At 71.3% G+C, this 24,828-nt stretch carries 23 protein-coding genes and 1 pseudogene; 12 read left to right on the top strand and 12 right to left on the bottom strand.

Going from position 1 to position 24,828, the window contains the following annotated elements:
* Positions 1-11: 11 nt before the first annotated feature.
* Positions 12-851, top strand: a complete 840-nt coding sequence (locus ASF52_RS22625) for a hypothetical protein (protein ID WP_056171909.1) — start codon at positions 12-14, stop codon at positions 849-851.
* Positions 852-902: 51 nt separating this feature from the next.
* On the opposite strand, the gene ASF52_RS11590 is transcribed toward ASF52_RS22625, so the two are convergent.
* The 5 genes from ASF52_RS11590 to ASF52_RS11570 form a co-directional block, all read right to left on the bottom strand.
* Positions 903-1,238, bottom strand: a complete 336-nt coding sequence (locus tag ASF52_RS11590) for an HPr family phosphocarrier protein (protein WP_443136674.1) — start codon at positions 1,236-1,238, stop codon at positions 903-905.
* A gap of 117 nt (positions 1,239-1,355) precedes the next feature.
* A complete protein-coding gene (locus ASF52_RS11585; RefSeq protein WP_056087142.1) occupies positions 1,356-1,757 on the bottom strand; it encodes a PTS sugar transporter subunit IIA in 402 nt (133 codons plus the stop codon).
* A 125-nt stretch (positions 1,758-1,882) separates the two neighbouring features.
* Complete coding sequence (locus tag ASF52_RS11580) at positions 1,883-2,374, bottom strand: HPr kinase/phosphorylase (RefSeq protein WP_156630100.1); 492 nt, start codon at positions 2,372-2,374, stop codon at positions 1,883-1,885.
* Between the two features lie 8 nt (positions 2,375-2,382).
* Positions 2,383-4,149 carry a stimulus-sensing domain-containing protein gene (locus ASF52_RS11575; protein ID WP_443136673.1) on the bottom strand — a complete coding sequence of 589 codons (1,767 nt, stop codon included), beginning with the start codon at positions 4,147-4,149 and terminating at the stop codon, positions 2,383-2,385.
* 62 nt (positions 4,150-4,211) lie between these two features.
* Positions 4,212-4,922 carry a response regulator transcription factor gene (locus ASF52_RS11570; RefSeq protein ID WP_056171906.1) on the bottom strand — a complete coding sequence of 237 codons (711 nt, stop codon included), beginning with the start codon at positions 4,920-4,922 and terminating at the stop codon, positions 4,212-4,214.
* A 296-nt stretch (positions 4,923-5,218) separates the two neighbouring features.
* On the opposite strand from ASF52_RS11570, the gene ASF52_RS11565 reads away from it, so the two are divergent.
* The gene (locus ASF52_RS11565) at positions 5,219-6,022 is read left to right on the top strand and encodes a HugZ family pyridoxamine 5'-phosphate oxidase (protein ID WP_056171902.1); all 804 of its coding nucleotides are present in this window, start codon (positions 5,219-5,221) and stop codon (positions 6,020-6,022) included.
* 85 nt (positions 6,023-6,107) lie between these two features.
* On the opposite strand, the gene ASF52_RS11560 is transcribed toward ASF52_RS11565, so the two are convergent.
* The 3 genes and pseudogenes from ASF52_RS11560 to ASF52_RS11550 form a co-directional block, all read right to left on the bottom strand.
* On the bottom strand, positions 6,108-6,362 hold the full coding sequence (locus tag ASF52_RS11560) for a hypothetical protein (RefSeq protein ID WP_056171901.1): 255 nt from the start codon (positions 6,360-6,362) through the stop codon (positions 6,108-6,110).
* 154 nt (positions 6,363-6,516) lie between these two features.
* Positions 6,517-7,839 (bottom strand): ATP-binding protein, encoded by a 1,323-nt coding sequence (locus tag ASF52_RS11555; protein WP_056171899.1) that lies wholly within the window; start codon positions 7,837-7,839, stop codon positions 6,517-6,519.
* A pseudogene (locus ASF52_RS11550) lies at positions 7,836-8,572 on the bottom strand (response regulator transcription factor). The gene ASF52_RS11555 and the pseudogene ASF52_RS11550 overlap by 4 nt, the downstream one beginning before the upstream one ends.
* A 324-nt stretch (positions 8,573-8,896) precedes the next feature.
* On the opposite strand from ASF52_RS11550, the gene lepA reads away from it, so the two are divergent.
* Entirely contained in the window at positions 8,897-10,702 is a 1,806-nt protein-coding gene (gene lepA / locus ASF52_RS11545) for a translation elongation factor 4 (protein ID WP_056171897.1), read from the top strand.
* Positions 10,703-10,984: 282 nt separating this feature from the next.
* Here lepA and ASF52_RS22620 read toward each other — a convergent pair whose 3' ends face one another.
* From ASF52_RS22620 to ASF52_RS22615, 3 genes are all read right to left on the bottom strand, one after another.
* Positions 10,985-11,611 carry a hypothetical protein gene (locus ASF52_RS22620; protein WP_156630098.1) on the bottom strand — a complete coding sequence of 209 codons (627 nt, stop codon included), beginning with the start codon at positions 11,609-11,611 and terminating at the stop codon, positions 10,985-10,987.
* Positions 11,612-11,823: 212 nt separating this feature from the next.
* Entirely contained in the window at positions 11,824-12,096 is a 273-nt protein-coding gene (locus ASF52_RS11540) for a hypothetical protein (RefSeq protein WP_056171895.1), read from the bottom strand.
* 102 nt (positions 12,097-12,198) lie between these two features.
* A complete protein-coding gene (locus ASF52_RS22615) occupies positions 12,199-12,360 on the bottom strand; it encodes a hypothetical protein (RefSeq protein ID WP_156630096.1) in 162 nt (53 codons plus the stop codon).
* A 132-nt stretch (positions 12,361-12,492) separates the two neighbouring features.
* Here ASF52_RS22615 and ASF52_RS11535 point away from each other — a divergent pair, with 132 nt between their 5' ends.
* The 9 genes from ASF52_RS11535 (at position 12,493) to ASF52_RS11495 (ending at position 23,014) form a co-directional block, all read left to right on the top strand.
* Positions 12,493-15,549, top strand: coding sequence for an N-6 DNA methylase (locus ASF52_RS11535; protein ID WP_056171894.1), 3,057 nt, complete (start codon positions 12,493-12,495; stop codon positions 15,547-15,549).
* A 246-nt stretch (positions 15,550-15,795) separates the two neighbouring features.
* The gene (locus ASF52_RS11530) at positions 15,796-16,104 is read left to right on the top strand and encodes a hypothetical protein (RefSeq protein ID WP_056172194.1); all 309 of its coding nucleotides are present in this window, start codon (positions 15,796-15,798) and stop codon (positions 16,102-16,104) included.
* A 412-nt stretch (positions 16,105-16,516) separates the two neighbouring features.
* Positions 16,517-17,230, top strand: a complete 714-nt coding sequence (locus tag ASF52_RS11525; RefSeq protein WP_156630094.1) for a hypothetical protein — start codon at positions 16,517-16,519, stop codon at positions 17,228-17,230.
* Between the two features lie 115 nt (positions 17,231-17,345).
* A complete protein-coding gene (locus ASF52_RS11520; protein WP_056171890.1) occupies positions 17,346-20,111 on the top strand; it encodes an RICIN domain-containing protein in 2,766 nt (921 codons plus the stop codon).
* A 162-nt stretch (positions 20,112-20,273) separates the two neighbouring features.
* Positions 20,274-20,714, top strand: a complete 441-nt coding sequence (locus ASF52_RS11515) for a prepilin-type N-terminal cleavage/methylation domain-containing protein (protein ID WP_056171887.1) — start codon at positions 20,274-20,276, stop codon at positions 20,712-20,714.
* Complete coding sequence (locus tag ASF52_RS22870; protein ID WP_056171885.1) at positions 20,711-21,124, top strand: type II secretion system protein; 414 nt, start codon at positions 20,711-20,713, stop codon at positions 21,122-21,124. The genes ASF52_RS11515 and ASF52_RS22870 overlap by 4 nt, the downstream gene beginning before the upstream one ends.
* The gene (locus ASF52_RS23240; RefSeq protein WP_162241025.1) at positions 21,117-21,773 is read left to right on the top strand and encodes a prepilin-type N-terminal cleavage/methylation domain-containing protein; all 657 of its coding nucleotides are present in this window, start codon (positions 21,117-21,119) and stop codon (positions 21,771-21,773) included. Before ASF52_RS22870 ends, ASF52_RS23240 begins: the two co-directional genes overlap by 8 nt.
* On the top strand, positions 21,770-22,732 hold the full coding sequence (locus tag ASF52_RS23235; protein ID WP_156630090.1) for a general secretion pathway protein GspK: 963 nt from the start codon (positions 21,770-21,772) through the stop codon (positions 22,730-22,732). The genes ASF52_RS23240 and ASF52_RS23235 overlap by 4 nt, the downstream gene beginning before the upstream one ends.
* A gap of 96 nt (positions 22,733-22,828) precedes the next feature.
* Positions 22,829-23,014: a hypothetical protein gene (locus tag ASF52_RS11495; protein ID WP_056171881.1), complete on the top strand. Its 186-nt coding sequence runs from the start codon at positions 22,829-22,831 to the stop codon at positions 23,012-23,014.
* 475 nt (positions 23,015-23,489) lie between these two features.
* Here the strand turns inward: ASF52_RS11495 and ASF52_RS11490 are convergent, their stop codons facing one another.
* Positions 23,490-24,818, bottom strand: a complete 1,329-nt coding sequence (locus tag ASF52_RS11490) for a diguanylate cyclase domain-containing protein (protein ID WP_082515306.1) — start codon at positions 24,816-24,818, stop codon at positions 23,490-23,492.
* Between the last annotated feature and the right edge of the window lie 10 nt (positions 24,819-24,828).

The raw sequence follows: 24,828 nt of genomic DNA, 5'->3' as shown, positions 1-24,828 counted from the left end.
ATCGGTGCGAGATGGTGAAACGGCGCTTCACGGTGATCACGGGCGGGGTGGGCATGGCACCCGAGGCCGGACCCTGGCAGGTCGATCTGTGCCGGCCGGGAGAGGTCGCCCCCGAGGCCGTGGCGGGCTGGCGCGCCCTCCTGACCCGGACGGGCGCGGCGGACCCGGTCTTCTCCGATCCCGATTATCTTCTGACCGCGGCCCGGCACCTGTCCGACGGACGCACGGTGACGATCGCCCTGGTCTCGGCCGGGGAGGGCGCGCGGCGTACGCTCCATGCCGCGATCCCCCTCACGGTGCCGCATCCGGTCTGGGGCAAGGGGCGGTTCGCCGTCTGGCAGCCGCACGGGCACGCGGGCGCCCCGGCCCTCGACCCCCGGTTCGCCGGGGCGATCCGCGCCGCGCTGTTGGAACGCCTCGAGACCCTGCGCCGCGGCGCCAGCCTCGACCTCGCTTCCACGGGTCCGACAACCGTCGGTCCGGCCCTTCGGCCGGTGGCGGAGGCCGTGCGGATCCCGGCGCACCACATTCTCGCTGTCGGCGGAGCCGGCGCGTCGGTGCGGGAGCGCATTGCCGAGCCGCACCGCATCCGCGACGCTGTGGAGGAATTCTTGGGCCTCGATGCCGCCCATGCGGCGGCGCCGATCATCGGCGACCCGTGCGAGGCGACCCTGGTCCGGGTGGTGACGCGCCTGTTCGCCGAGCGCCGTCAATGCGCCGTCGACCTCACCCGCCGGGACGGCCAAGTCATCGCCGCCAGCCTGATCCTCGGAATCGGCCTTCAGGCGGTGGTCTGGCGGCGTGCGGCCGAGGGCATGGCGGGGCGCGGGCGCCTCGACCGGTCGGCGTGAGGGGGAAGCCACCGCAGGCGCCTACTCGTGAGGACCAAGCGCCGGCGGCGCCTACTCGTCCTCGCCGAACTTGTTCGCCAGGAGGTCGGTGATGGCCTGGAGGCTGGCATCCGCGTCCGGGCCGGAGACCACCACCGCGATGGTGGTGCCCTGGGCGGCGCCGAGGGTGAGCAGGCCCATGATGGAGCGCCCGCCCACGGTCTCGCCCGAGCGGGTGACGGTGACGACGGCGTCGTAGCGCTCGACGGTCTGGACGAACTTCGCGGAGGCTCGGGCGTGCAGGCCGCGCCGATTGACGATGGGCAGCACCCGCAGCAGGCCGCCCTCGGGGACGGGGGGAAGGGCCGCGTCGGAATCCTCGTCGTCGATCATGCGCTTGGTCGCCATTCCCGATCCGCCGCGCCCCGTTGGCCGGCACCGGATCCGTCACGATGGCCTGTAGGCCCTTGTGAAGGCGTTAGGAAGGCAAGCCGACGTTCGAACCGGCCTCGACCCGCGCTCGCCCTACTTGCCCGCCAGGACCCGCGAGGCGACATTGATGTACTTGCGGCCCGCCTCTTGGGCGTGGAGCACCGCGTCGCCGAGGGGTTCGGCGTCGCGCACGCTGGCGAGCTTGATCAGCATGGGCAGGTTGATGCCCGCCACCACCTCGACCTGACCGCCGTTCATACACGACAGGGCGAGGTTCGAGGGCGTGCCGCCGAACATGTCCGTGAGCACGACGACGCCCTTGCCGGAGTTCACCCGGCCGACGGCGGTCATGATGTCGAGCCGCCGCAATTCCATGTCGTCCTCGGGCCCGATCGTGATGGTCTCGATCTGCTTCTGCGGCCCGACCACGTGTTCAAGGGCAGCCTTGAACTCCGTCGCGAGCAGCCCGTGGGTGACGAGCACCATTCCAATCATCGACGCGGATTCCAACGCCCTGTGAGCGGAGCCGCCATCTTGTGCAGCGCAAGGTCGAGCGCAAGGTGATCGCGACGTTTTGTAGGCCCGAACGTCATGATCATGCCACGATGGTGGCCCCCGCGCTACGGTTCGCTTGGCCTCGGCATCCGAAGGATCGCCCCGGGGGCTCCGATCCCGAGCTCCGCCAGGGCGTCGAGGACGAGGCGGGGGGCGAGGCCGGAGCGCAGGTGCCGCCGGTCGAGGACCAGGCGCGGGAGCGCGAGGCCGAGGAGCCGGGCCGGGGCGGCGGGCTCCGGCAGGCGCGGCTGGCGCGCCACGAGGTCGACCACGAGGCGGACCGGGGCCTCCGTCACCGCCACGGCCCGGCACAGGCCGAGGCCCCGCACCTCGATCCCGTCGCCGAGCGCCGGATGCCGCCGGGCCAGGAGGGTGTCGCCGTCGCGGGCGAGCCGGATGCGGTCGTCGCCGATGAGGGCCGCCGGCAGGGAGAGGGTGGCCGCCCGGTCGAGGAGCAGCAGGGCGAGGGTCGATTTGCCCGATCCCGACGCGCCCCGGACGATCACGCCCGCGCCCCGGAGGGCGAGGCCGGTGGCGTGGATCGTCTCCCCGTCCAACGCGCGGCTCAGCGCACCGCCGGCAGGCGCACGATGAAGCGGGCGCCGCGCACCGTCGGCTCGCCGTCCTCGTCCGCCGGGCCGGGGCGGTTCTCGGCCCGGATCGTGCCCCGGTGCGCCTGGACGATCTGGCGCGAGATCGAGAGACCGAGGCCCGAATTCTGGCCGAAGCCCTGCTCGGGCCGGTCGGTGTAGAAGCGCTCGAAGATGCGCTCCAGGGCGTGCTCGGGGATGCCCGGACCCTCGTCCTCCACCACCAGCTCCACGTCGGCCCGGACCCGGCGCAGGGCCACCCGCACCTTGGCGTCGGGGGGCGAGAACGAGCGGGCGTTGTCGAGCAGGTTGTTCACCACCTGACCCAGGCGCGAATCGTGGCCGAAGATCGCGAACGGCGCCTCGACCTCGCCGGGCGGCACGGCGACGTCGAACAGGATCACCGCGTCCTTCGGGCGTCGGCGCTCGTTGGCCACCGAGACCACGGTGGTCATGAGCTTGTGCATGTCGACCTTGCGGGCCTCGGCGCGGGCGAGCTCGGCGTCGAGGCGCGAGGCGTCGGAGATGTCGGAGATCAGCCGGTCGAGGCGCTTCACGTCGTGCTGGATGATCTGGAGCAGGCGCGCCTTGGACTCGTCGGATTTGGCCAGCGGCAGGGTCTCGACGGCGCTGCGCAGCGAGGTCAGGGGGTTCTTCAACTCGTGGGAGACGTCGGCCGCGAAGCTCTCGATGGCGTCGATGCGCCGGTAGAGGGCCTGGGTCATGTCGCGCAAGGCCCCCGAGAGGTGGCCGATCTCGTCCGTGCGCCCGGTGAAGTCGGGGATTTCCTCGCGCGACTTGATGCCAAGGCGCACCTTCTCGGCGGCGTCGGCGAGGCGGCGCACCGGCCCCGCGATGGCGCCGGCGAGCAGGATCGACAGGACCAGCATCACGGCCGCCGCCACCAGGAACACCTGAAGCAGGCCGAAGCGCTCCGAGGCGATGACGCGGTCGATGTCGCCCCCTTGCGTCGAGAGCAGCAGGGCGCCGCGCACGGACGTGCCGCGCTGGATCGGCACCGCCACGGACACGATCGTCTCTCCGACCTCGTTGCGGCGCACGATGGTGCCGCGCGAGCCGCCCAGCGCCACCTGCACCTCTTTGAGGCCGTGCCCGCTGGTGGGGCCGACCTCCTCGGCCGGCACCGCGCGTTGCCCGCCGAGGATGCGGGTCTGAACGAAGTCGAACGCCTGTTCCAGGGCGGTGCGCTTGCTCTCGCGCAGGACGGACTCGCCGCGCCCGATCTCGCCCCGCCCGATCTCACCCCTTGCCGACAGGGTGCGGGAATCGAACAGCAGGCCGCCGTCGCCATCGTAGACTCTGGCGCGGTTGCCCGTCGGGGTGATGAGGCGGCGCAGGAGCGGGGCCACGCGCTCCGGGTTCAGGGAGAAGGCCAGGGGCGAGGGGGCCTCCTCCGCCTCGCCGGCCTGGAGTTCCAGGAGCTTGTCGGGGTCGATGCGGATCGCGCCCGTATCCCCGGAGGCCGAGGCCGAGGCCGCGATGGCGCCGGCGATGATCTCCCCCTGGATCAGCAGGCTCTGCACCCGCGCCTGGATCAGCCCCTGGCGGAACTGGTTGAGGTAGAGGAAGCCGAACAGGAGGGCGAAGAGCCCGACGAGGTTGAGCACGACGATCCGTCGCGTCAGGCTCGACGAGGCCCTCTGGCCGATGGCGTTCCACAGGGCGCGGGGCCACTCCACCAGACGGAGGGGACGGTCTTCGGCTTGATCTGTGGTGGCCACGTCTGTCCGGTTCGGTGGGATTGCGGAAGGGGGGCGGCGGGCCGCCCGGTGCCGGGCCGGGCTCAGCCTTCCTTGAAGCGGTAGCCGACGCCGTAGAGCGTCTCGATCATGTCGAAGCTCGTGTCGGTGACCTTGAACTTCTTGCGCAGGCGCTTGATGTGGCTGTCGATGGTGCGGTCGTCGACGTAGACCTGGTCGTCGTAGGCGGCGTCCATGAGGGCGTTGCGGCTCTTCACGACGCCGGGGCGGTGGGCCAGCGCCTGCAGGATGAGGAATTCGGTGACCGTCAGGGTCACGGGCTCGCCCTTCCACGTGCAGGTGTGGCGCTCCGGGTCCATCATCAGGAGGCCGCGCTCGAGGGAGCGGGCGGCGGCGTCGGCCTCGCGGGCGGCGGCCCCCGGGCCGTCCTTCGGGGCGAAGCGGCGCAGCACCGCTTTCACGCGCTCGACGAGGAGGCGCTGCGAGAACGGCTTATGGATGAAGTCGTCGGCGCCCATCTTGAGGCCGAACAATTCGTCGATCTCCTCGTCCTTCGAGGTGAGGAAGATCACCGGAAGGTCGGATTTCTGCCGCAGACGCCTGAGAAGCTCCATCCCGTCCATACGCGGCATCTTGATGTCGAAGATCGCGAGATCGGGCGGGGAATGCTTCAGGCCGTCCAGCGCCGAGGCGCCGTCCGTGTAGGTCTGGATGCGGTAGCCCTCGGTCTCCAGCGCGATGGAGACGGAGGTGAGGATGTTTCTGTCGTCGTCCACGAGGGCGATGGTGGGCATGCGCGTTCCCTACTGCTCGGATGCGGTCCTCGCGGCCGAAGGTTCGCCCGCATCCCCGCATCCCACCCCGAACACACCGGAGCCGGCGAAAAACGCGCTGGCGGCCGGGCCCCGAGGGGCGAGGCCGCATTCGCGCGGAGAGTCAGGCTGTGTAAAGGCTCCCTTCCGAAAAAGCGAGCCGTGTTGGATTGGCGCTTGACTGAGGCCAACGGGCCGCACTCTCTCCACCTCGCAAACCGGACCGTGCCACCGCTATCATCGCGTGTCTGAACGAGAGCCGAGACGGGGACGAGACCATGGCGGACGCTGGCGAGAAGACCGGGGACACCACGCCCGCGCGGCGTGGGCCGGCGGTGCCGCTGCCGGCCGCGGAGGCGCCGTTCGACGCCATCGGCCTCGCCCGCCATCTGCTGCGCACGATCCGATCGGGGGCCCTCGCCACCCTCGATCCGGAGGACGGCACGCCGTTCGTCTCCCTGGTGACCATCGCCACCGACGTGGACGGCACGCCCCTGATGCTGCTGTCGCGGCTCTCGGCCCACACCCGCAACCTGCTGGCCGATCCGCGCGCCTCCCTGCTATTCAGCGCCGGCGGCAAGGGCGACCCCCTGGCCCATCCGCGCCTCACGGTGACCGGGCGGGTGGCGCAGACGGCCGAGCCGCGGGCCCGCGCCCGTTTCATCGCCCGGCACCCGAAGGCGAAGCTCTACGCGGATTTCCCCGATTTCGGATTCTTCGCTCTGGAGCCGAAGGCCGGCCACCTCAACGGCGGGTTCGCCAAGGCGGCGGTGCTGACGGCGGGCGAACTGCGCCTCGACCTCACGGGCGCCGAGGGCCTGGTGGCGGGCGAGGCCGGCGCCGTCGAGCACATGAACGCCGACCATGCCGACGCCCTGGCGCTCTACGCCGTCGGCACCGGCGCCGAGCCCGGGCCCTGGCGCCTCACCGGCCTCGACCCCGAGGGCCTGGACCTGCTGACGGGAGACCGGACCGCACGGGTCCTGTTCCCGGCGCCCATCCGTGAGATGGGGGGCCTGCGCAAGATCCTGGTCACCATGGCGGCCGAGGCGCGCGCGGGGGCGGCCCCCAAGACCGAGTGAGCGCGGCTCCGGACCGATTCGCAGGAGCGTAAGTCCGAAGGCATCGGCGCGTCGGGGCTCGCCGCGCAGATGCCGCTCCGGTGGCCTACTTCTTGTCGCGGGTGTGGCCGTGGGCGTGCCCGTCATTGGCGGAATGCACCGGCTTGCCGTCGCGGGTCGCCTCGCGGCTCTCGCTGACGTGCGGGTCGTCGCGGTGGGCCGGGCCGCCCGAGACGCTGCCGGTGTTCGGGACGGCCTGCGACGGGTTGGCGGCGTTGCCGTGGCCGTCGATGGCGGAGGCCGGGCCGGCGAGCGCGGCCATGATGGCCAGGGAGAGCAAGCTGAGCGTGGTGCGTGTCATGCCGTTGTCCTCGTGTCTCGCAGCCCCATCGGCCGCGTCGAGGATGGAGATAGCGAGGCTGTTCGACTGCCGGATGCCGGCTTCGTGACGAAGTGTGCCGGACCCGGTCCGTGCGATCCCTTCGCGATGCCCGAGCCCGAGGAGTCCGGCCCGGTCAACCCGCCGGGCGGGGCAGGCGGATGCAAACCCGTAGGCCGCCGCCGGCCCGGTTTCCGAGGTCGATGCTCCCGGCCTCGCCCTCGATCACGCGCCGGGCGATGGTGAGCCCAAGCCCGGTCCCCCCGGTGTTCTGATTCCGGGAGTTCTCCAGGCGGGTGAAGGGCGCGAAGGCGAGGCCGACCGCTTCGGGCGCGATGCCGGGGCCCTCGTCCTCGACCCACAGGACGAGGGTCGCGGCCTCCAGGGCGAGACGAAGGTCGGCCCGACCTCCGTAGCGCACGGCGTTGTCGACGACGTTGTCCAGAGCCCGCCGCAGCGCGACCGGGCGGACGACCGCGAGGGCGCGGCCCGGCCCGTCGTAGCGGACGGCGTGCCCCGCATCCTGTCCCGCATCGGCGATGCTCATCAGGAGGCTGGCGACGTTGGTGACGCGGCGCGCCTCCGGGTCGGCGTCGCCGCGCAGATAGGCCAGGGTCGAGTCGATCATCGCCAGCATGTCGTCGAGGTCGGACGCCATCGCCCGGCGTTCGGCGGCGTCGGCGAGGCCGTCGAGGCGCAGGCGCAAGCGCCCGATCGGCGTGCGCAGGTCGTGGGAGACGGCGGCGAGCGCCTGGGTCCGCTCGGTGAGGAGGCCTTGAATCCTCCCCTGCATGCCGTTGAGGGCGCGCGCGATCGCGCGGGTTTCGTCGGGGCCCGCCTCGGGCACGGCAACCACTTGCCCGTGACCGATCAGCCCGGTCAGGCGCGTCAGCGTGCGAAGCGGACCGGCGATCCCGTGCATCAGGATCACCGCCGCGAGCCCGACGAGGATGGCCATGGCGGTCGCGAGGAACGCCCAGGGATTCCGCAGGGCCAGGCTCGGCGCATGGGCGGACCGGAAGGTCAGCGTCGTTCCGTCCGGCAGCACGAGGCTGCCGGCCAGATCGTTCGCGTGCAGCGGGTCGCCGCCCTCCATCGCCAGGGAGAGGCCGGGGCCGAGGCTCGGGTCGAACGCCCGCAGGCGCTCGCTCAGGGCGAAGAGGGCCGGATCGTTCCGCGCCCCGGCTGGCGCGGTGGCTTGTGACCACCCGATCTCGAAATGCAGATTGGACAGGGCCTTCGCCTCGGCGTCCCGCTCGGCGGGCGGCCGTCGCATCACGGCCTCGCGGGCCAGGGCGAGATGCGTGGCGGTCTGGCTCGCGAAGGCCTCGTTCGCCGCCGCCGCGGCCGACTGGCGGTAGAGCAGCACGGCACCGCCATGGACCGCCAGGATGGCCACGAGCAGGACGGCGACCGTCCGGACCTCCAGGCTTCGCGCCAGGACGCGCCAGCGCCTCATGCGCGCGCGACCTGCGCCGCTAGCATGTAACCCGAGCCCCGCACCGTCTTGATCACCGGCACGCCGCCCTCGGGTGGATCGAGCTTTCGCCGGAGCCGGCTGACCAGGGTGTCGACGCTGCGGTCGGACGGCGAGCCGAGGCGGGCACGCGAGAGTTCGAGGATCTGCTCGCGGCCGAGGACGCGCCCGGGATGGTCGAGGAACACCAGGAGGAGGTCGTATTCCGCACCCGAGAGGTCGACGCCGGCGCCCTCCGGATCGACGAGCGCCCGGCTGCGCAGATCGAGCCGCCAACCCGCGAAGGTAAGGATCTCGCTGGTGCGTGCGGCAGAGGGAGCCGGTGCCAGAACGGAGCGCCGCAGCACGGCCCGGACCCGGGCGAGAAGCTCGGGGCGCCCGAACGGCTTGGCGATGTAGTCGTCGGCGCCGAGTTCCAGGCCCAGGACGCGGTCGGCCTCCTCGCCCCGCGCGCTGACCATGATCACCGGCACCCGGGAGCGGGAGCGCAGCGCGCGCAGGAGATCGAGGCCCGAGGCGCCGGGCAGCATCACGTCCAGGAGAATCAGGTCGACGCCCCCTCCGGCAGCAGCAGCCACATCTCGGCGCCGCTCCGGCAGCCGGTGACGCGGTAGCCGCTCTCGCGCAGGCAGCGGGTCACCAGCAGGCGCATGCCGTCATTGTCCTCGACGAGGAGGACGTGACCCGCGTCGGGGAGGAAACCGGCGCTGTCCATCGGGATCCTCCTTCGGCCTCGGCTGCGCGGATCGGGAGCGCCCGACGAGACGCCGGGGATGGGCGTGACACCGGGAGCATCGGGAAATCAAGCTCGGCCGCAAGGTCGGGTCGCGCGCGTCCCGTTTGCGGTGGCTCGCCCTCACGGCAGGGGTGCGAAAGGCCGCGGCCCCCGGCCGCCCGATCCATCGCGGCCGCTCCCCCGCGCTTGGCGCAAGGGGCCCGCACTGCTATCTGCGGCGTTCCAGTTTTCTCAGCCCTTATGACCGTGCGCCGGGTTCGTCCTCAGACGACGCGCCGCGCCGCGCCGGAGATCGCACCCTCGATGACCACGTCCCCCATCGACAACATCCGCAACTTCTCCATCGTGGCGCATATCGACCACGGCAAGTCGACGCTCGCCGACCGGCTGATCCAGACCACCGGCACCGTGGCCCTGCGCGACATGAGCGAGCAGATGCTCGACTCCATGGACATCGAGAAGGAGCGCGGCATCACCATCAAGGCGCAGACCGTGCGCCTCGAATACAAGGCCCAGGACGGCAAGACCTACATCCTCAACCTGATGGACACCCCCGGCCACGTGGATTTCGCGTACGAGGTCTCAAGATCGTTGGCCGCCTGCGAGGGCTCGCTGCTGGTGGTGGACGCGTCCCAGGGCGTCGAGGCGCAGACCCTCGCCAACGTCTACCAGGCGCTCGACGCCAATCACGAGATCGTCCCCGTCCTCAACAAGATCGACCTGCCGGCCGCCGAGCCCGAGCGCATCCGCGCGCAGATCGAGGAGGTGATCGGCATCGACGCGTCGGACGCCGTGGCGATCTCGGCCAAGAGCGGCCTCAACATCGAGGCGGTGCTGGAGGCCATCGTCACCCGCCTGCCGCCGCCCAAGGGCGACCGCGACGCGCCCCTGAAGGCCCTGCTGGTGGACAGCTGGTACGACGTCTATCTCGGCGTCGTCGTGCTGGTGCGCATCGTCGACGGCGTGCTGAAGAAGGGCATGAACATCCGCATGATGCGGGCCGACGCCGTGCACGGCGTCGACAAGATCGGGGTGTTCCGGCCCAAGATGGCCGATATCGGCGAACTCGGCCCCGGCGAGGTCGGGTTCTTCACCGGGTCGATCAAAGAGGTCGCCGACACCCGCGTGGGCGACACGCTCACCGAGGACAAGCGCCCCTGCAAGGAGATGCTGGCGGGCTTCAAGGACGTGCAGTCGGTGGTGTTCTGCGGCCTCTTCCCGGTGGATGCGGCCGAGTTCGAGACCCTGCGCAGTGCCATGAGCAAGCTGCGCCTCAACGACGCGTCGTTCTCCTACGAGATGGAGACCTCGGCGGCGCTGGGCTTCGGCTTCCGCTGCGGCTTCCTCGGCCTCCTCCACCTCGAGATCATCCAGGAGCGCCTGGAACGCGAGTTCAACCTCGACCTCATCTCGACGGCGCCCTCCGTGGTCTACCGCCTGCAGATGACGGATGGCACCATCAAGGAGCTGCACAACCCGGCCGACATGCCGGACGTGATGAAGATCACCGCCATCGAGGAGCCGTGGATCCGTGCCACCATCCTCACCCCCGACGAGCATCTCGGCGGCGTGCTGAAGCTGTGCCAGGACCGGCGCGGCGCCCAGGTCGACCTCAACTACGTCGGCAAGCGCGCCATGGTGGTCTACGACCTGCCCTTGAACGAGGTGGTGTTCGACTTCTACGATCGACTGAAGTCGATCTCGAAGGGCTACGCCTCGTTCGACTACCACATCTCCGACTACCGCGAGGGGGATCTGGTGAAGATGTCGATCCTGGTCAACGCCGAGCCCGTCGACGCCCTCTCGATGCTGGTCCACCGCACCCGCGCCGAGCATCGCGGCCGGGCCATGTGCGAGAAGCTGAAGGACCTCATCCCCCGCCACCTGTTCCAGATCCCGGTCCAGGCGGCGTTGGGGGGCAAGATCATCGCCCGCGAGACCATCAAGGCCCTCTCCAAGGACGTCACCGCCAAGTGCTACGGCGGCGACATCTCGCGCAAGCGGAAGCTCCTCGACAAGCAGAAGGAGGGCAAGAAGAAGATGCGCCAGTTCGGCAAGGTCGAGATCCCGCAGGAGGCCTTCATCGCGGCTTTGAAGATGGACGATTGAAGCTTTCCTCTCCGGTCCGCATCCATCCGGGCTCGTCCACGCTGTAGGCAGGGGCCGCTCTTGCTTTGGCGCAGGTTTCCCCTCCTACCGGAAGCGGATCGGTGTCGTTCGTTGGCGTTGCCATTCCGGGGGGTGCGCTGAGCGAACCCCAACCCGGAGGGCTGTGCCGGAGGCGTGCAATCCAGCCCCTCTGCCGGTATCGAATTTTTGGAAGGTCCGAATGTCCGGTTCCCGTGTTCTGCCTCGTCGCGAAACGCGGACACAACACTCCGAAAGAATTATTCAGAATCGCAATCCCCTGAGAAATGGAAAAGGTGAAGGCGATGGGCAGGGCATCATGTCGCGGGTGCAAGAATCTTCGAATCTGGCTCTGCTGGCTTTCTTAAGTCTAGAACACGAAAGGTGATATTCATTTTTGCTATGACGACTGAGTGATAAGATTAGCTGTATGTGGTCATGTCCCTGAAATTTCGCGGTAAACCCTTCGTGCGTCTTTTCCGGAGTCATGGGGTCTGTTCCGCTCCTGAACATCCCGGTGTTCTTTTCGATCTCGAATGACTTTCCGGCACCGCATTTATGCAATTCGGCCAGGGTGCGGAACGCATCCTCAATCATGAGGGGGGCTGGGCGCTTCTGCTGCCAAGTCATTCTAAAAAAATGACCATGCGAATCCAAATAGATCTTGTAGGCTCCTCTCTCGCTTTCGAATGCCAGTTCGTTGCCTTTGGCATGACAGCTTTTCGGCAGCGGTTCTCCAAGAATTGCGCTGACGTCCTTCGCCTCCATTCCGGGAGTCAATCGGTAGAAATCGAGATCGATGTTTCGAGCCTGGACGGTCACTGGCGCAAGACCAATCATGGCCGTGCTCGATGATATAAACATGATCAAAATGTTGGCCGGTGGCGGCATGACTGAGCTTTGCTCCGATCTCGATGCTTCGTTCACTGAACAGGCGTAGCGCAGTCCTGGTCCCTTGCATTCGCGTCCCCCTCTGCTTCGTGTGCAAGAACGCGATGGCCGTCTGGCGTAGCTGGGGTAGGGCGTCGATCTCGATGAACTTAATGAATATGTCTCGGATGCGGCGTTGAAGGCGCGCCATCACGAGGGTCGTGCGCTGTCCCTTATCCCGTCGTCCCGCCAAGCGCCCGCATCGCCTCGCCCAGCGCCCGCTCCTGATCCCACAATTGCCCCCAAGTTCCCCAGAGAGCATGCGGCTGGGCCAAGGCCGCGTCCGTGGTGGTCCGCACCGAGTCGCGGTGCTGCGTCGCCGCACCCCGGGGGGCGGGGACTTGGCCGACCCCGGCGGCAATCCGGCCGGTGGCCATCTGGTGCGCGCCGCTCACCAGCAGGAGGTCGCTTGCCGTGTCCTGCACCGTCACGATCTCAGCCCGCATCCCGCGACAGGCATTCCGGCGCGCGGGTAGCACCCGGGCGCAGGTGATCGATCCGCCCCGCGATCTCGGCGCCGGCCTGGCTCGCCCGGGTCGACAGGACCTTCATTTCGCCCGCCACCATGCAGTGGCCGCGCCCGGCTTCCCCGCCCGCGCCGCCGCGATGGCGATGGTCAGCCTCACCAAGTCGGTCCGGCCCGCGAGGGTGCGGATGAGGTCGCCGATCCGGCCGATCCCGACGTGGCGCCCCACGAGGTCCGCGAACACCCCGGCCGCCCCGTCGGTGGCTTCGAAAACAACGGTGCATTCGCTGCGATCGGCGCCGCTCTTCCCCGAACGGCCTCTTGGAAAAACAACCTGAGGTAACGATACTACCCCGTGCCTTCAGCGGGACAGCCGATGCCGATCGACGCAGACATCCTCGCCGCCATCGTGGCGGAACTGACGAGCCGCCCGGGTCACGAGAAGGTTCGGGCCCTCCTGCACCGGCTCCTCACCGATGCGCTCGGCGCTCGCAGCGAGCAGATCGCGTTCGAGCGAAAGATACCTGAGGTCAACGGGCGCGTGGACGCCCTCCTCGGGCGTACGATCATCGAGATCAAGGCGGACCTGCGCCGGGAGCGGCCGGCCGCGGAGGCGCAGCTCGCCCGCTACCTGCCCGAGCGCGAGCGGGCGACGGGCCAGCGCTACGTCGGCCTCGCCACGGACGGCGCCACCTTCACCGCCTACGAGATGCGCGACGGCGTCCTGGTGGCGCTTACCGGCCACGACGTGCGCGTGGCCGAGGCGGCCCGCCTCGTCGCTTGGCTCGAAGGCGTCATCGCCGTGCGCGACTGGCTGCCCGCCGACGCCATCGGCATCACCGGCGAGCTCGGGCGCGAGAGCGCCGCCTTCGCGCGGACCCTCGGCCTCCTCGCCGCGGCCTGGGACGCCCTGGAGCGCCACCCGGAGGCCGTGCTCAAGCGCCAGCTGTGGTCGCGCCACCTCGGGATCGTCTACGGCCGAACCATCGACGACAGCACGCTTTGGCTCCAGCACACCTACCTGGTGATCCTCGCCAAGGCCATCGCGGCCGGCACCATGGGGTCGGGCCGCTACACCCCGGCCGACCTCCTCTCCGGGCGGCAGTTCCGGGAAGCCGGCGTCCACGGCGCCGTCGAGACCGACTTCTTCGGCTGGGTCCTCGACGCGCCGGGGGGCGAGGCCATCGTGGCGGGCCTTGCGGCCCATGCCGCCCGGTTCGATCTCGGCAGCGTCGACGTCGATCTCCTCAAGGTTCTCTACGAATCCCTCATCGATCCCGAGCAGCGCCACGATCTCGGCGAATACTACACACCCGACTGGCTCGCCCGGAAGGTCGTGCGCCGCGCCCTCGACGCGCCGGCGGACCAGAGCTGCCTCGATCCGGCCTGCGGCTCGGGCAGCTTCCTGTTCCACGCCGTGCGCCTCAAGCGCGGGGCCCTGCTGGCCGCGGGCGTCGAGCCCGGCGCCGTGGCGGCACGCTGCTGCGCGTCGGTCACGGGGTTCGACGTCCATCCCGTCGCGGTGATCTTCGCCCGGGTGACCTATCTCCTGGCCCTCGGCGAGGCCCTGCCGGCCCGGTCCGGCGACATCTCGCTCCCGGTCTATCTCGGCGACGCCCTGCAATGGAACGTCACCCGCGACGGCCTGATGCGCGACCTCGTCGTCGAGGTGCCGCGCGATCCCCGCGAGGGCCGCAAGGGGGCGCCGCTCCTGCGCTTTCCCCTCGATCTGTGTGCCGACCCGGCCCTGTTCGACCGGGTGGTCACCGCCCTGCACGCGGCGAGCGAGGCCGGCTGGCGGGTCGAGGCCTTCGTGGCGAGCCTGCCCGGCCTCGGCGTGCCGCCCGGGCAGGTCGAGACCCTGCGGGCGACCTACGTCACCTACGACCGCCTGCGCCGGGCCGGGCGCGACCACGTCTGGGGGTTCGTCGCGCGCAACCTCAGCCGGCCCGTGGCGCTCTCGGACGGCGCGCGGGTGGACGTGGTCATCGGCAACCCGCCCTGGCTGTCCTATCGGTACATGGCCCGGCCGATGCAGCGCCTGTTCCGCGACACCGCCCGGCGCCTCGGTCTCTGGGTCGGGCCCGACGAGGCCCGCCTCGTCACCCAGACCGATCTCTCCGGCCTGTTCTTCGCCCGCGCCGCCGAGCTCTATGCCCGCCGCCCGGCGGGACACCGCGCCGGCGGGCGCGTCGCCATGGTTCTGCCCCTGGCGGCCCTGAGCCGGGGCCAATTTCGCGCCTTCCGCACCGGCGACTGGACCGGCCTCACCGTCGCCTTCACGGAGGGTTGGGTGCTCGACAACCAGGCGGTCGCGCCGGTCTTCCGGGTCCCCACCTGCGTGCTGTTCGCCGAGGTCACCAACGGCCGGGCCCGGGCGACGCCGGCGCGGGTCACGGCCTTCGCCGGCCGCCTGCCGTCGAAGGATGCGCCCGAGGCCCTGGCCGACCGTCATCTTGTCCTGCGCGACGCACCGGCGCCGGAAGCGGCGAACTTCGCCGCCGTCTCGCCCTACCGCGACCGCTTCCGCCAGGGGGCCTCCCTGGTCCCCCGTGTGCTCTGCCTCGTCGAGCGCGTGCCCGTGGGCCGGCTCGGCGCCAATCCGGGCGCGCCCCTGGTGCGGAGCCGCCGCTCGTCCCTGGAGAAGATGCCCTGGCGCGACCATCCGGGACAGCAGGGCGCCATCGAGGCGCGCTACCTCCGCCGCGTCCACCTCGGGGCGACCATCGCCCCGTTCCGCGCGCTGGAGCCGGCCGAGGGCGTGATCCCGGTGGCGGACGGCGTCCTGCTCGATGCGCGTCAGGCGGCCGGAGCGGGCGCGCCGCGCGCCGCCTCCTGGCTGCGCGAGGCCGAAGCGGCGTGGACCGGGAAGAGCGCCGGCACCATGACCCTCAAGCAGCAATGGGACTATAACCGAAAACTCACGGTCCAGTTTCCCATCGCCCCCCTGCGGGTGGTCTTCGCGAAGGCCGGCACCCGCCCGGCGGCCTGCCTCCTCGACGGTGACGAGATCATCGATCACAAGCTCTACTGGGCGGCCGTGGAGAGCCGGGCCGAGGGCCTCTACCTCCTCGCCCTGCTCAACAGCGAGGCGGTGCGTCGGCGGATCGCGCATCTCCAGAGCCGGGGCGAGCAGGGCGCCCGCGATTTCGACAAGCTCATGTTCACCCTGCCGATCCCGCTCTTCGACGCGCGCCTGCCCCTCCACGCCGAACTGGCGCGGTATGCTGAGACCGCCGAGGCCGTGGCCGACGGGGTCGCGCTCGTGCACGGCTTTCCGTTCCAGAAGGCCCGCGCCCTGGTGCGGGCGGCCCTCCAGGCGGACGGCATCGCGGCGCGGATCGACGGCGCCGTCGAGACCCTGCTCGGGCCGGTGGTCGGCGGGCTCGTCGTGCCGGTCGAGGCCAGGCTCCCGGAACCGGCCGAAGTCTGACCATCGTCCGCTCCCCCGAGCGCGGAGCAGTACGGCCAAGCTTTCGCCGGTGCGACCCTGCGATGGGTGGCCGGTTCGGTGCGTGCGGAACGAGGTTTCCTCACGCAAAACGCGATCTTTCACCGAGAAAGACGTTTGCCGGTCGCATAGAACACTGGCAGCGGCAGACTATTTTTTTGGCGTATTGAACGACATTGCGCCGACTGCGTTGCCAATCCAAGACGAACACATTGGATGGAACGCACCATGCGCACGACGACACTCGCCCTCGCCGCCACCCTCGCCCTGTCGCTCACCGGAGCGGCGTTCGCTCAGACCCCGGCCGGCGGCGGAAGCGCCACCGGCAACATGAACAATCCCGGGAGCGTAAAGAGCAACGGCGAGAAGATGAACGAGCGCGCGACGGGCTCGGCCACGGGCGACACCACCGGTACCGTCGGCGGTGCCCCGGGGGCCACGGGCGGAGCCGGCAACATGGGTGGCGGCACCGGTGCGAGCTCCAACACCGGCGTCGGCCTCGGTGCGGCCGGAAACACCCAGGGCCCGCGCCAGTAACATCGGCGCAGGTTCGGACCGAAGGGCGAAGCGCCGTTCGGTCCGGGCCGTTCTCCAAGAGCGATCGACCGGAAGGGCTGGGGGTTTCCCCGGCCCTTTTCGTTTGGCCGGGGCCGGCTTCGTCCCACCCGTCGTTCGATCCCGTACAGCCCCCGTACAGCCCCCTGATCCGCGTCGGCCTGTACTTGTTGCGTTAGCTATGGGGTGCGCTAGCCACGCGGAAGAGCGTCTTTACATTTGATCAAGCAAGGCGGGGCACGGTTTTTTCATTTCTCTCCGTCAATCAAGAGGAGAACGAGCGACACGTTATTCGGTGCAGGCAACGATGGTTTCGATTTTCCGCACAACAAGAGTTCACACGAACACCGCCGTCGACTGCGCTGACTTGGGCCATGTCTCGCGCACCGCAGGGTTGGGAACATCGACTCGACGGCCGGGCGTCGACTTCGTCGCTGCGCGCGACCAAAGCAGACGGACGCGCGGAGCGGGCGTCCGGAACGCCCGAGTCCTGGCGGCTCGAGTCCTGGCGGCCCTGGCCGCCCTTGCGCTGGCGACGCCGCTCGGCTCCGTTCGCGCCGAGCCCGCGCCCAGCGACCTCGAGACCCTGCTGACATGGTCCGCCGATCTGCCGCCCCGGGGGACCGCGCGCGACGGCGAGAACCCGCTGCACGACCGAGTGGTGTTCGTGTCCTTCGTCAGCGCCGGCTGCACCATCGGGTGCGTCGTCCGAACCCGCGACTTCGACAAGGCCGCCCGCGCGGTCCCCGAGGCCCTGCGGACCCGCGTCGCCTTCCTGGCCATCGGCACCGATCCGGCCGGCGACGACGCCGGACGCCTGCGCGCCTTCGCGGACGGCCTCGTCGGCCGGGAAACCCCCTTGCGCTTCCGCGCGGGCGACGCGGCCGGAACGGCGGCGCTGGCGGCCCGGCTGCGCTACCCGGCCGCGTCCCTGCCCGAACCGCCCCCGACGATCCTCGCCTTCGACCGGCGCGGCCGGATCGCCATGACCTACGCGGGGGACAGCGTCGATGGAAACCGCCTCCTGCGCGATGCGGCCCTGCTCGACACCTTCGCGGACGGCATCGGCCGCCCGCCGCGCGTCGCCCCCTACGCCGCCCCCTTCTGATCGGCTCCCGCCCCGGCGCGCCGGGGTCCTGCCCGTTCGGTTCCCCCCGATGCGACACCGGTCCCCGCGACGGGGACCGGCGCCCATCGTCATCCAACCTGCCGAGGAGATCTTCGTGACGACACCGACCCTGGACGCGGTTCGAGACCGGGCCTGCGCCCGCAGGACCTCGCTCCTTTCCGCCACCATCCTGGCGAGCTTCGTGCTGCAACCGGCGCAGGCGGCCCGCTTCGGCGTCGTCGTCAACCCGGTGGCGGACCCGCTCCTCGCCGGCCTGGCGATCCCCGACAACGCACCGACCGCCGGGATGTGGTCGGGCGTGCGCGACTGGCCGATGAACGCGATCCACCTCGGCCTGCTGCCGAGCGGCAAGGTCGTCTCTTTCGGCACCGCCGGCGGCAATCCCGGCGTGCAGGACGGCCGGACCTTCGACATCTGGGACCCCTACCGCGGCCTCGCGCGGGAGAGCCACCTCACCCTGCGGGGGCCGGGCGGCGTCAACAGCTTCTGCGCCACTGATGCCTTCCAGGCCGACGGCTCGCTCCTGATCTCGGGCGGCATCTTCGAGGCCGGCAACGACAAGGGCAGCGCCATCCTCAACATCACGGCCAACACCGTGACGGCCGCCGGGGCGCGGCTCGCCAACGATCGCTACTATTCCACCATGCTGACCCTGCCGAACGGGCAGCAGATCATCATGGGCGGTTCGTACCCGTATCTCGGCGGTTACGCCGATCCGCAGGGGAGCATCGACCGCGGCTGGATGACCGGCATGACCCCGGAGGTCTACGATGGAGGGGCCTGGCGCAGCCTGTTCGGCGCCACGAGCCGCGAGGCGTTCGGCCCCGATTTCGGCCGCTTCTGGTATCCGCGTGCCTGGGTCGCCCCCAACGGGCGGATCTTCGGCATCTCTTCCGAGCGGATGTGGACCCTCGATCCGGCGGGGAACGGGGCCGTCACCACCATGCCGTTCCGCGAAGCGCAGCGGAACGCCGGCACGGCGGCGGATGCGCCGAACGTCGGCCCCTCCTCGACGGCGGTGATGTACGAGCCCGGCAAGATCCTCCAGGTCGGCGGCAACAGCTACGACAACGGCAACGGCTTCCTCGCGAGCAGCCGCGCCTCCCTCATCGACATCAACGGGGCGGCTCCCGTGGCCACCGACGCCGCGCCCATGAGCACCGGGCGCGCCTGGGCCAACGCGACGATCCTGCCCAACGGGATCGTGGCCGTGACGGGCGGCAGCAAGTGGAACGACCGCGGCGGCGGCGACGTGGTACTGGCCTCCGAGTTCTGGGACCCGAAGACCGGCCGCTGGTCGGTGGGCGCGTCCGGAGCGGTCTATCGCGGATACCACTCCACCGCGATCCTGATGCAGAACGGCGCCCTGCTCATCGCCGGCGGCGGCGCTCCGGGCCCCGTCGACAACCAGAACGCGGAGTTCTTCTATCCGCCCTACCTGTTCACCACGGTCGCCGGCCGGGCGGCCCTCGCGCCGCGGCCGCAGATCATCAGCCTGAGCACCAACCGCCTGCAGCACGGCCAGGCGATGCAGTTCGAACTCGCCTCGCCGAACGGGGTCGCGCAGGTGGTGCTGATCGGCCTGAGTCAGGTCACGCACAGCTTCAACACCACGCAGCGCCGCTACCCGGCGAGCTTCACCCAGACCAACGGGACCGTCACCCTGCAGACACCCCCCAACACGGCGATCGCACCGCCGGGCTACTATCAGCTCGTCGCCATCGACGAGAAGGGCGTGCCCTCGCCGGGCGTGATCGTCGCCCTCGGCGCCGTCGCCGCACCGCCGCAATCCGCGGCACCCATCGTCGGCACCCCGGCGACCGCCGGGGGAACCGGCACGGCCGGCGGCGGCACCACGGCCGGCGGGGGCGGCACGGGGACTGGCACCGGCACCGGCGGCACCGGTGCCAATCCTGGTACCGACACCGGCGGGGGAACCGGGGGCCTCGGCACCGGTGGGGGCGGCCCGCTCAAGGCGGCGAATTCCGGCCTGTGTCTCGCCATCCCGGCCGGTGACGCCAGTGACGGCGCGCCCATCACCCAGCAGCCCTGCTCCGGCAAGGCCGAGCAGACCTGGAAGATCCAGGCCGTCAACGGCGGGTCCGCATTCGTCAACGCCGCCACCGGCAAGTGCCTCGATGCGAGCCTGTCGACACCCCTCGTCAACGGCAGCCGGGTCCACCAGTGGGGTTGCCACGGCGGCACGAACCAGGCGTGGACCCCGCGCGCCCAGGGCGGCGGCAACGCCTACGTCTCGGTGGCGGCCAACCTCTGCCTCGACGTCTTCGGCGCCACCACGCAGGCCGGTGCCGGAACGGTGGTGTGGGCGTGCAACGGCGGCGGCAACCAGACCTTCACCAGTCCCACGACCGCGACGGGCGGCACGACGGGCGGTGGCACGACCGGCGGCGGCACGCCGACCACCGGGACCCAGACCAGCGGCGGTGCCCTGAGGGTCGCCAATTCCGGCCTGTGCCTCGCGGTGCCGGCCGGGGATGTGAGCGACGGCGCCGTCGTCTCGCAGCAGCCCTGCTCCGGCAAGGCCGAGCAGAGCTGGAGGCCGAGAGCCGTCAACGGCGGGTCGGCCCTCGTCAACGCCGCCACCGGCAAGTGTCTCGATGCGAGCCTCGCGACACCCCTCGCCAACGGCAGCCGGGTCTACCAGTGGGGTTGCCACGGCGGTGCGAACCAGACCTGGGCGACGCGGGCACAGGGGAACGGGAGCGCCTACCTGTCGGTCGCGGCGAATCTTTGCCTCGATGTCCTCGGCGCGACGACGCAGGTCGGCGCCACCACGGGCCTGTGGGCCTGCACCGGAGCGGGCAACCAGACCTTCGCCACGACGGCCGTGACCCAGTAACGGGCCGCGCCCGCCTTGCCCCGCCCGCCGGACCCGACGATGGTCCGGCGGGCGGGGTCGGATCATCATCGACAGGGACGCAGTCCACCGGACGGCGTCCCTGTCCGCGTGTTCGCGTGTTCGCGACGGGCGAGAACCGGGGCGGAAACCGAGGGGAGGGGCATGGCGCGGGGCACGGACGGCTTCACCCTCGTGGAGATGCTGGTGATCCTCGCGATCATGGGCATCGCCGTGACCATGGCCGCCCGCTCCATGGGCGGCGGCGCCGACCGGCGCGCCCTCCACGTCGCCGACGCCATCGCGGCCGAGATCGGCCGGCTGCGGGCCGATGCCCTGCGCTCCGGCCGCAGCGGGCGCCTGGTCTTCGAACCGCCGACCGGCCGCTTCCTCAGCTCCCGGGCCGGCATGGCGCCCATCGGCGCCGCCGCCCTGCGGGTGAGCGTGGAGGCCGACGGGCCGGACCGTGCGGTGCCGGGCGAGATCCGCTTCCTGCCCGACGGCAGCTCGACGGGCGGCCGCATCGTCCTCGACACCGGGGCCGCCCGCCTCGTCGTCACGGTCAGCGCCCTGACCGGCCGCGTGCGCCGCGACGAGGTCCGATGACGACCGGGACGCCTCGGCCGGGCGATCGCCCCGAGGCCGACGCGGACGCGGCCGGCTTCACCATCGTGGAGGTACTCGTCGCCTTCGCGGTCACGGCCCTCGCCACCCTCGTCGCCCTCGAGACCGGGGCCGGGCTGGTCGCGGGACTCCGCCGCGTCGATGCGGTGCGGGTCGCCGTGGACGAGGCCGAGGGCGTCGTCCTGCGGCGGCTGTCGCAGGGGCGCCTCGCGCCCGGCCTGACGCAGGGGGCCTTCTCCAACGGTGCACCCTGGACCCTCGCGGTGAGCGATGCCCGCCCGGCCCTCGGCCTCGTGCGCGCGCCGCCGCTCTGGCGCATCCGGGTCACCCGGGGCGGCCCCGACGGCGAGCCGGTCTTCGCGACGGTGGTCACGGGGGATCCCGATGGCTGACATGGACGCGGACGCCCGCGCCGACGAGAGCGCCGATGCATGGGTCGATGCATGTGTCGATGCGCGCCGGGCCGGCTTCACCCTGGTCGAGATGATCGTCTGCCTCGCCCTCGCGTCGCTGATCGGCGTTCTGCTGATCAACACCATGCGGATCGCCGGCTCGGCCTCCGTCGCCGCCGCGACGGCCGCCCGGGCCGAGGACGTGCAATCCGTCCGCGATCACCTGCGCCGGACGTTCGGGGGCCTCGCCCGGCGCCGCGTCGACGGCCGTCGCCCCCCCCTGCGCGGCGGCCCCGACGGGCTCACCGCGGTGATCGGCGCCGACGCGTCCCTGGAGCGGACCGAGGAGATCGCCGTGTCCCTGAGCGGGCGTCCGCGCGCGGACGGCACCGTCGATCTCGTGGAAACCCGCGCGCCGTCGGAGGCCGCGCCCGGCGCCGGCGCCCGCACGGAGGTTCTGCTGGAGCGCGTCGCCGGCTTCGAGATCCGCTACTTCGGCGCCCAGGCCGAGGGAACCCGCCCGTCCTGGCACGCGACCTGGCGGCCGAACGAGCGCCAGCCCACCCTCATGGAGATCTCGGTGGCGTTCCCGCCGGGGGACCGGCGCCGGTGGCCGCCCCTCCTCGTCGCGTTCGGGGACCGGCCGTGACGGCGCGGCGCGAAGCGGCGGAGGTCCGGCGAGCCGGCCCCGGGGCGGAAGGCGGACGGGCGGGCTTCGTGCTCGTCTCGGTGCTGGTTCTCCTCGCGGTAGTCAGCGCGATCCTCACCACCGCGATCCTGCAGGCCCGCTCCGGCACGGCGTTGACCCAGGCGCGGGCGGCGAGCCTTCGCCTGCAGGGCGTGGCCGACGGGATCGCCCGGTTCCTCGCCTACGATCTCGCCATGCAGCGGACCTACCGGGCCGCCGGGCTGGCGCTGCCCGAGGACGGGACCGTCGTGGTCTGCCGGCTCGCGCCGGGGCGGACGGCGTGGCTGTCGCTGCAGGACCAGGGCCGGCTCATCGACGTGAACACCACGCCGCGCCCGGCCATGGAGGAGGCCTTCCGCCTCCTCGGAATCCCCGACGCCACGGTGCTCGCCCTCGCCGCCGAGATCGTAGACTACCGCGATGCCGACGACGTGCCCGAGCCGAACGGCGGAGCGGAGGCGCCGCAGTACCGCGCCCGCGGCCTGGCGCGAGGTCCGAAGAACGCCCCCTTCGCCAGCCCCGACGAGATCGAGCGCCTGCCCTCCATGACGCCCGAGATCGCCGCGACCCTGGCCCCCGTCCTCACGGTCTACAACGAGGGCGGGCGCTTCGATCTCGCGGCCCTGATCGGGACGGTGAAGCCATCGGCGCTGCGCTCGCTCCCGCAGGCCTCCGGGCCGGTGCCCTCGCCGCGCCAATACTACCGGATGCAGGTGGTGGTGGCGGGCCGGCGGGCGCGGGCCGGGCGCTCCGCCCTCTACGCCATGGGCGGCAGCCGGACCGGCACCGACTTCCTCGTCTGGCAACAGGCGGCACCGCCCCTGGCCGCATCCGGACCCGACCACCCGGCCTGCCGGACGATCGTGGCGGTCCTCGGTCCCGAGGCCATCGGGTCGGAGGCCGGTCCGGCCCTCCCGTGACGGCGCGGGAGGTTCTGTCGCAGGCTCCTCGCGGCCTCCGCCGCGTTGCCTGCCGCGAACCCAATCACGCACGCGCACCCGCCAGCTGGAGATCACATGGCCGCCACCGAGAAAGCCGCAGTCTACACGCTCAAGCAGGCCATCGCCGCCAAGGTCGACGACCATGTCGAGATCGCCGTCGAGGCCGAGGACGGCACCAAGTTCAAGATCGTGGCCACGCCCGAGCAGCTCGAAGCCCTGACGGGCGACCTCGAAACCATCCTCGACGCTGACGACGCCTGACCGCCCGGCGCCACCCCCTCGGGGGTGCCCGAGGGAATTTCGCCGCGCCACCCGCCCCGGGCATCGGGGCCGGGTGGCGCGGGTTTCCGTGCGTCGTCGCTCGGCCGATACGTCCCGTCACGCCTCGGACATCAGCCGGACCGAGAAGGCGGCGAGCAGGCTGCCCATGAGCCGCCACTGCGCCAAGAGCCAGCGTCGCGCCAGGAGCCGGGACGGGCGCCTAGCGAGCGCCCTGGTCTGGTCGACGGCGCACCACAACTCGTTGGTGGATGCGGTGCTTGCGTTGGTGGGGGAGGGTTCCGACCGGCCGTCGGCGGATCCGGGATGAACGTCCCACGCGGCTTCCTTGATGTACGGCTTCCGGTGCGAGACCGACGGGCTTCGACGGCGTGCCCCGGGGAGCCGGCCCCGCCTCTCACCTTCCGGCGATCCGCGTGATCGATGGCACCGCCACGGCCGCCCCGTCGCCGAGGTGTCAGCCGGCGGGGGCCGACTCCGACATCCGTGGAAAAAAACTCCGGTGGGTGTTCCGGCCCGTGGCCTTGGCGGCGTAGAGCGCCCCGTCGGCGCGGTCGAACAGTTCGGCCGCGCCGCAGCTGCCGGTCCGGGCGATGCCGATGGAGGCCCCAAGGTGGACGACGCGGCCGTTGCCCTCAATCCGGGTGCCAAGGGCGGCGATGATCCGGTCGGCGCAGGCCTCGGACCCCTCGGCTTCGAGGGGCCCGTGGAGCAGGACCGCGAACTCGTCGCCGCCGATCCGGGCCACGAGGTCGCCGGGCCGGCAGGCGTCGTGCAGGCGCGCGGCCGCCTCCGTCAGGCAGGTGTCGCCCCGCGCGTGCCCGAAGGTGTCGTTGACGGCCTTGAACCCGTCGAGGTCGATGAGCAGCAGGGCCGCGAAGGCAACCGCGTCGGCACCGGGCCCGTCGAGGGCGGCGAGGCCGGCCTGGAACACGCTGCGGTTGGGAAGCCCGGTCAGGTCGTCGAACTCGGCGCGGTGCCGGGTGCGGTCCGCCTCGCGCTTCTCCTCGGTGATGTCCTGCTTCATGCCGAAGATTCGCATGGGCACGCCGTCCACGCACTCCACCGTGGCGGTGAGGCGCATCCAGCGCCGCCGGCCCCGCGCCGTGACGATCTCGGTGTCGAGGTGGAAGCCGCCGCCCTCGGCGATGGCCCGGCTCCGCAGCGTCTGCATCGTCGCGAGGGACCCCGGCGGGTAGCAGCGCAGGGTGGCTTCGCGGTCGAGACGGTCGCCGCGCGGTATCTCGAAAAGGTCGTAGACGCCGTCCGTCCAGGTCAGGCGCTCGTCGGACAGGCGGCACTCCCACACGCCGATCCGGGCGCCCCGCGCCGCGCCCTCGAAGGTGTTTCGCGATTCGGCCAGGGCCGCGCCCTGGTCGCGGACGATGGCGGTGAGAAGGGCGCACTCGGACTTCGCCCGCGCCAGGGCCGCCGTGTCCTGCCGCCGCGCGAGGGTGAGCGCCACCGCGAGGGCGTAGCCCGACAGGCACGCGCCCTGGGCCTCGGACAGACCGGGCAGGCTGGGATCGAACAGGCTCAGGGTGCCAAGGTCCCCGTCGGGTCCGAGGGGAATGTCCACGAGCCATCGCGGCTCGGCCCGACCGGTCCCGCTGCGCACCAGAACCCCGTCGGCGAGGCGGACCTCCGCGCACGCGACACCCACCGCACCCCGCAGGGTGTCGAGCAGACCGACGAGGGGGTCCGCCGCCGTGGAGGATACGCCCCACGGCCCCGCCGGGATCGGCTCCGAGGGAAAATCCGGTTCGGACCACCGTGCCACGAACATGAAGGGTCGC

The organism is Methylobacterium sp. Leaf112 (genome assembly GCF_001423295.1).
Lineage (GTDB): Bacteria > Pseudomonadota > Alphaproteobacteria > Rhizobiales > Beijerinckiaceae > Methylobacterium.
This window is presented reverse-complemented; position numbering and strand designations above follow the sequence as displayed.